The organism is Microcoleus sp. A006_D1, assembly GCF_036702805.1.
GTDB lineage: Bacteria > Cyanobacteriota > Cyanobacteriia > Cyanobacteriales > Microcoleaceae > Microcoleus.
Genome location: NZ_JAUBVZ010000007.1, coordinates 1 through 3,466 on the forward strand (window position 1 = coordinate 1; position 3,466 = coordinate 3,466).

The following is a 3,466-nucleotide window of genomic DNA, read 5'->3' on the forward strand; positions in this document are numbered from 1 at the left end:
GACTTAGCCACGCTTAGGGCATTTTGATACTTTACAATCGTTTACATAATTGCGTTTTACAGCGCCTACCTACTTAGTCACTCACGATATTAAGAAGTTTCTGGAGTTGTTGTTGAAGCGCAACGGCTATGTGTTGGAACAACTCTATTCGCCACTCATAGTTTATAGTAGCGAGGAACATGAGGAATTAAAGGCTCTCGCCTCGAACTGCATTACCAAGCACCACAGCCACCACTATCTCGGTTTTGCTCAAACTCAATGGCGATTGTTTGAGAAAGAAAGCCCGCGTCGGGTTAAGCCGCTGCTGTATGTTTACCGCGTGTTGCTGGCGGGGATTCATTTGATGCAAACGGGGGAGGTTGAGGCGAATTTGGTTAAACTTAATCAGAAGTTCCAGTTGCCGTATATTCCCGATTTGATTGCTCGCAAGCTGGCTGGGGCGGAAAAGTCGCTGCTGGAGGATACAGATATTGCATTTTATCACCAGGATCGCGATCGGCTAATTAATGTATTAGAAGAGGCAAGTTTTAACAGTCATTTACCGTCAAATCCTAATGCAAAAGTTGCTCTAAACGATTTTCTGGTAAAGGTGAGGTTGGCATCTTTTAACTAAGCTGTTTCATGTGTAAATTGCAGGTGGAGGACGGGCGGGACGCCCATCCCACAATAGTTTTGTGAGCTTTTTTTATAAAATGAGATACAGTAAAAGTATTGTCCAACCCTTGCACCATCAGAGGTAACAATGCAAATCACCTTGAGTCCAGATCAAACCCAAGTCCTTGAAGCTTTAGTAAATCACGGTCAATATTCCTCTCTTGAAGAAGCAATTAACACAGCCTTGCTATTATTGATTGACGACATTACTTTATCCGATAGCAGCAACAACCCAAACTATTTAGCTTGGGTTGAAGAAACTCGGAATAAAATCAATATAGCACGAGAACAGGCGCAACGCGGTGAGTTGCTCAATGCAGATGATGTATTAGCTCAACTTAGAGATAAGGTGAAAAAAGCCAGACAAGTAATAGTATGAATCGCTTGCTAATTACGATCGAGGCTAGTCGAGATTTATCGGAAATTTCTGATTACTTTTTGGCGCAAAGTGTAGATGCGGGCGATCGCGAAAGTAGAAACATTTGGTAAAAAATGTCAGTATCTGGCTGAGTATCCATATTTGGGGCGCTCGTATGCACAATTTGCTCCAAATTTACGTGGTATACCATTGATGGGATACATCATTTTTTACCAAATAGTTGGTGATGGTATTGAGATTTTGCGAGTTATTAGCGGTTATCGTAACTTGCAGGATGTTTTCAATACTGATTGAGTCAAAGCAGTGTTCATTGGTGGCGGGTTTTGCGAAGAAGATTTTTTTGTACTAACCGCTGAGGGCGCAGAGGGCACAGAGAAAGAGAAAAGAGAGAAATGGTGCTGTTCACAAATCACTTAGAGTCGTTCTCGTACCTGCGCGGCGTGTAAACCCAAACATCTCCATATTTGCGCGGAATAGTCCGAGTTTGACTGGAACCGACAATTATTAAAGTTCTCATATCTGCGTCTTCCGGCTGGAATTCGCCAAGAGTGCAAACGCGCACGGATTGGCCTGGGCGGCCGAGATTTCTTCCCAATACAACCGGGGTTTTAGCATCGCGAGTTTCCAACAAAATCTCGATCGCCCTTTTCAATTGCCAAACCCGCTGTTTCGAGATGGGATTGTAAAATGCGATCGCAAAATCGGCCTTTGCAGCCGCCGAAATCCGCTGTTCTATGACCTCCCAAGGCTTGAGAATATCCGAAAGTGAAATCGCACAAAAATCGTGTCCGAGGGGTGCTCCGATCGCAGCAGCGGCCGCCTGCATGGCGGAAATGCCCGGTGCTACCCTCAGATCGATGCCTTGCCATTCGGGTTTGCTGTCAAAGTCGATCGCCTCAAACACCGCCGCAGCCATCGCAAAAATACCCGGATCTCCCGAAGAAACCACGGCGACGGATTTGCCGGATGCTGCTAAATCTAAAGCAAAACGGGCGCGATCGATCTCTTCGCGGTTGTCGGAATCGTGCCTGTTTTGTCCTTCCCGCAGGGTTCCAGCTAAGTCGAGATAGAACTTGTAACCCACCCAATCTGTGGCCTCGCGCAGAATTTCCTTAACTTCCGGGGACATCCAGGGCGCGCCTCCGGGGCCCGTACCGACGATCGCCAGTTTGCCGCGACTAATGCCGATCGCGCTTGCATCCAGGGGTTTTGCAGCCAGTGCGATCGCGCAACTGAAGGCGTTTGTGCGATCGTACCCGATTAACTGACTGTTTGCACCCGCTGCTGTCAGGGCAATTTGGGCGGCTGTGACATCAAAACTGGCATTATATTCTATTAATTTAACCGAGTCGAATTCCACAAGTTCGGAGAGATTGACAAAACGAACGGGGACTTTGAAAAAATGGCTAATTGCTTCTAGCGCCGGATTTCCCATCTCATCTTTTAATGCAAAAAATCCAGCAACCGAAGCTGCTGCTAAATCTGCATTTTCTAAGACTTGCTGCACGAATGAAACTGCTATTTCCGGCTCGATATTCGATAGCTTTGTGAGTGCAAATGCCACAATTTGCGGGTGGTAAACTAAACATTCGGCTGTTGGTACAATTGCTTTTTCGGTGACGCGGATCGTTAATTTGGCTTCGGGGGCGATCCTCTCCGAGGGCTGCGCTAACGGCAAATTGCTCTCGGAAAGCCAGCTTGCAGCCCCTTCTAGCCGTACTTTCGCCCCGGCGAGCAAATTTGAAATAAAAGTCTTCGCATCCTCTGGATTCGCCAAATAATAGCCTTGGGGAGGACTTAGCAGCGCGGTGCGAAACCGGATATCTCCCGTCGTGGTGATGGCGGGTTGTACGCCGAGGGCTGCTGCAATTTCTCTCGCCAAGTCGTTGACTCCGTGTAAACCTCCCAGCAGCGGTACAACGGCGCTTCCATCTTCGGCGACGGCTAATACTGGGGGTTCGGCGCGTTTGTCTGACAGCAGCGGGGCGAGGGTGCGGATGATGATTCCGGCGGCGCAGATGGCGATGATTGGGGTTTCTGTGGCGAATAGTTCTCGCAGTGTTTGGCCGAAGTTGCTAAAGTTGATATCTGTGTCGGATGTGCGATCGATTAAACCGTAAATCTGGGAACCGGGGAAGACTGCGGAGATTGTTTTGGCGATCGGTAGGCTGTTTTGACCTAAGATAATTATTGCGGGAGTAACTCGATTCACGGTTGTAATTAGTGCTGTGTTTGGATTGGTTTGATTATTTTAATCTGTTCTTACTTCAATAAGACATATTTGACGAACCGCGAAGGCGCGTTAGGCGAAGCCGCGCGTAAGCGCTAGGGCGCGAAGGAAGAGAAATAAAAGAAGTTGATCGTATTTTCTGTCTATCAGTGGCACAGGCATCTTGCCTGTGAATTTAGGGAATTATTTGATCGTATTTTCTG

General features: G+C 47.5%; 4 protein-coding genes. 3 read left to right on the top strand and 1 reads right to left on the bottom strand.

Annotated features, from left to right (window positions below; genetic code table 11):
* The first annotated feature begins 49 nt into the window (after positions 1-49).
* The 3 genes from QUB68_RS14230 to QUB68_RS14240 all read left to right on the top strand — a co-directional run bounded on the left by QUB68_RS14230 (position 50) and on the right by QUB68_RS14240 (position 1,327).
* Complete coding sequence (locus QUB68_RS14230) at positions 50-613, top strand: nucleotidyltransferase domain-containing protein (protein WP_332993405.1); 564 nt, start codon at positions 50-52, stop codon at positions 611-613.
* Between the two features lie 129 nt (positions 614-742).
* Positions 743-1,033: a hypothetical protein gene (locus QUB68_RS14235; protein WP_332993406.1), complete on the top strand. Its 291-nt coding sequence runs from the start codon at positions 743-745 to the stop codon at positions 1,031-1,033.
* Between the two features lie 75 nt (positions 1,034-1,108).
* Complete coding sequence (locus tag QUB68_RS14240) at positions 1,109-1,327, top strand: type II toxin-antitoxin system RelE/ParE family toxin (protein WP_332993408.1); 219 nt, start codon at positions 1,109-1,111, stop codon at positions 1,325-1,327.
* 115 nt (positions 1,328-1,442) lie between these two features.
* Here the strand turns inward: QUB68_RS14240 and cobJ are convergent, their stop codons facing one another.
* Entirely contained in the window at positions 1,443-3,245 is a 1,803-nt protein-coding gene (gene cobJ, locus QUB68_RS14245; RefSeq protein ID WP_332993409.1) for a precorrin-3B C(17)-methyltransferase, read from the bottom strand.
* Between the last annotated feature and the right edge of the window lie 221 nt (positions 3,246-3,466).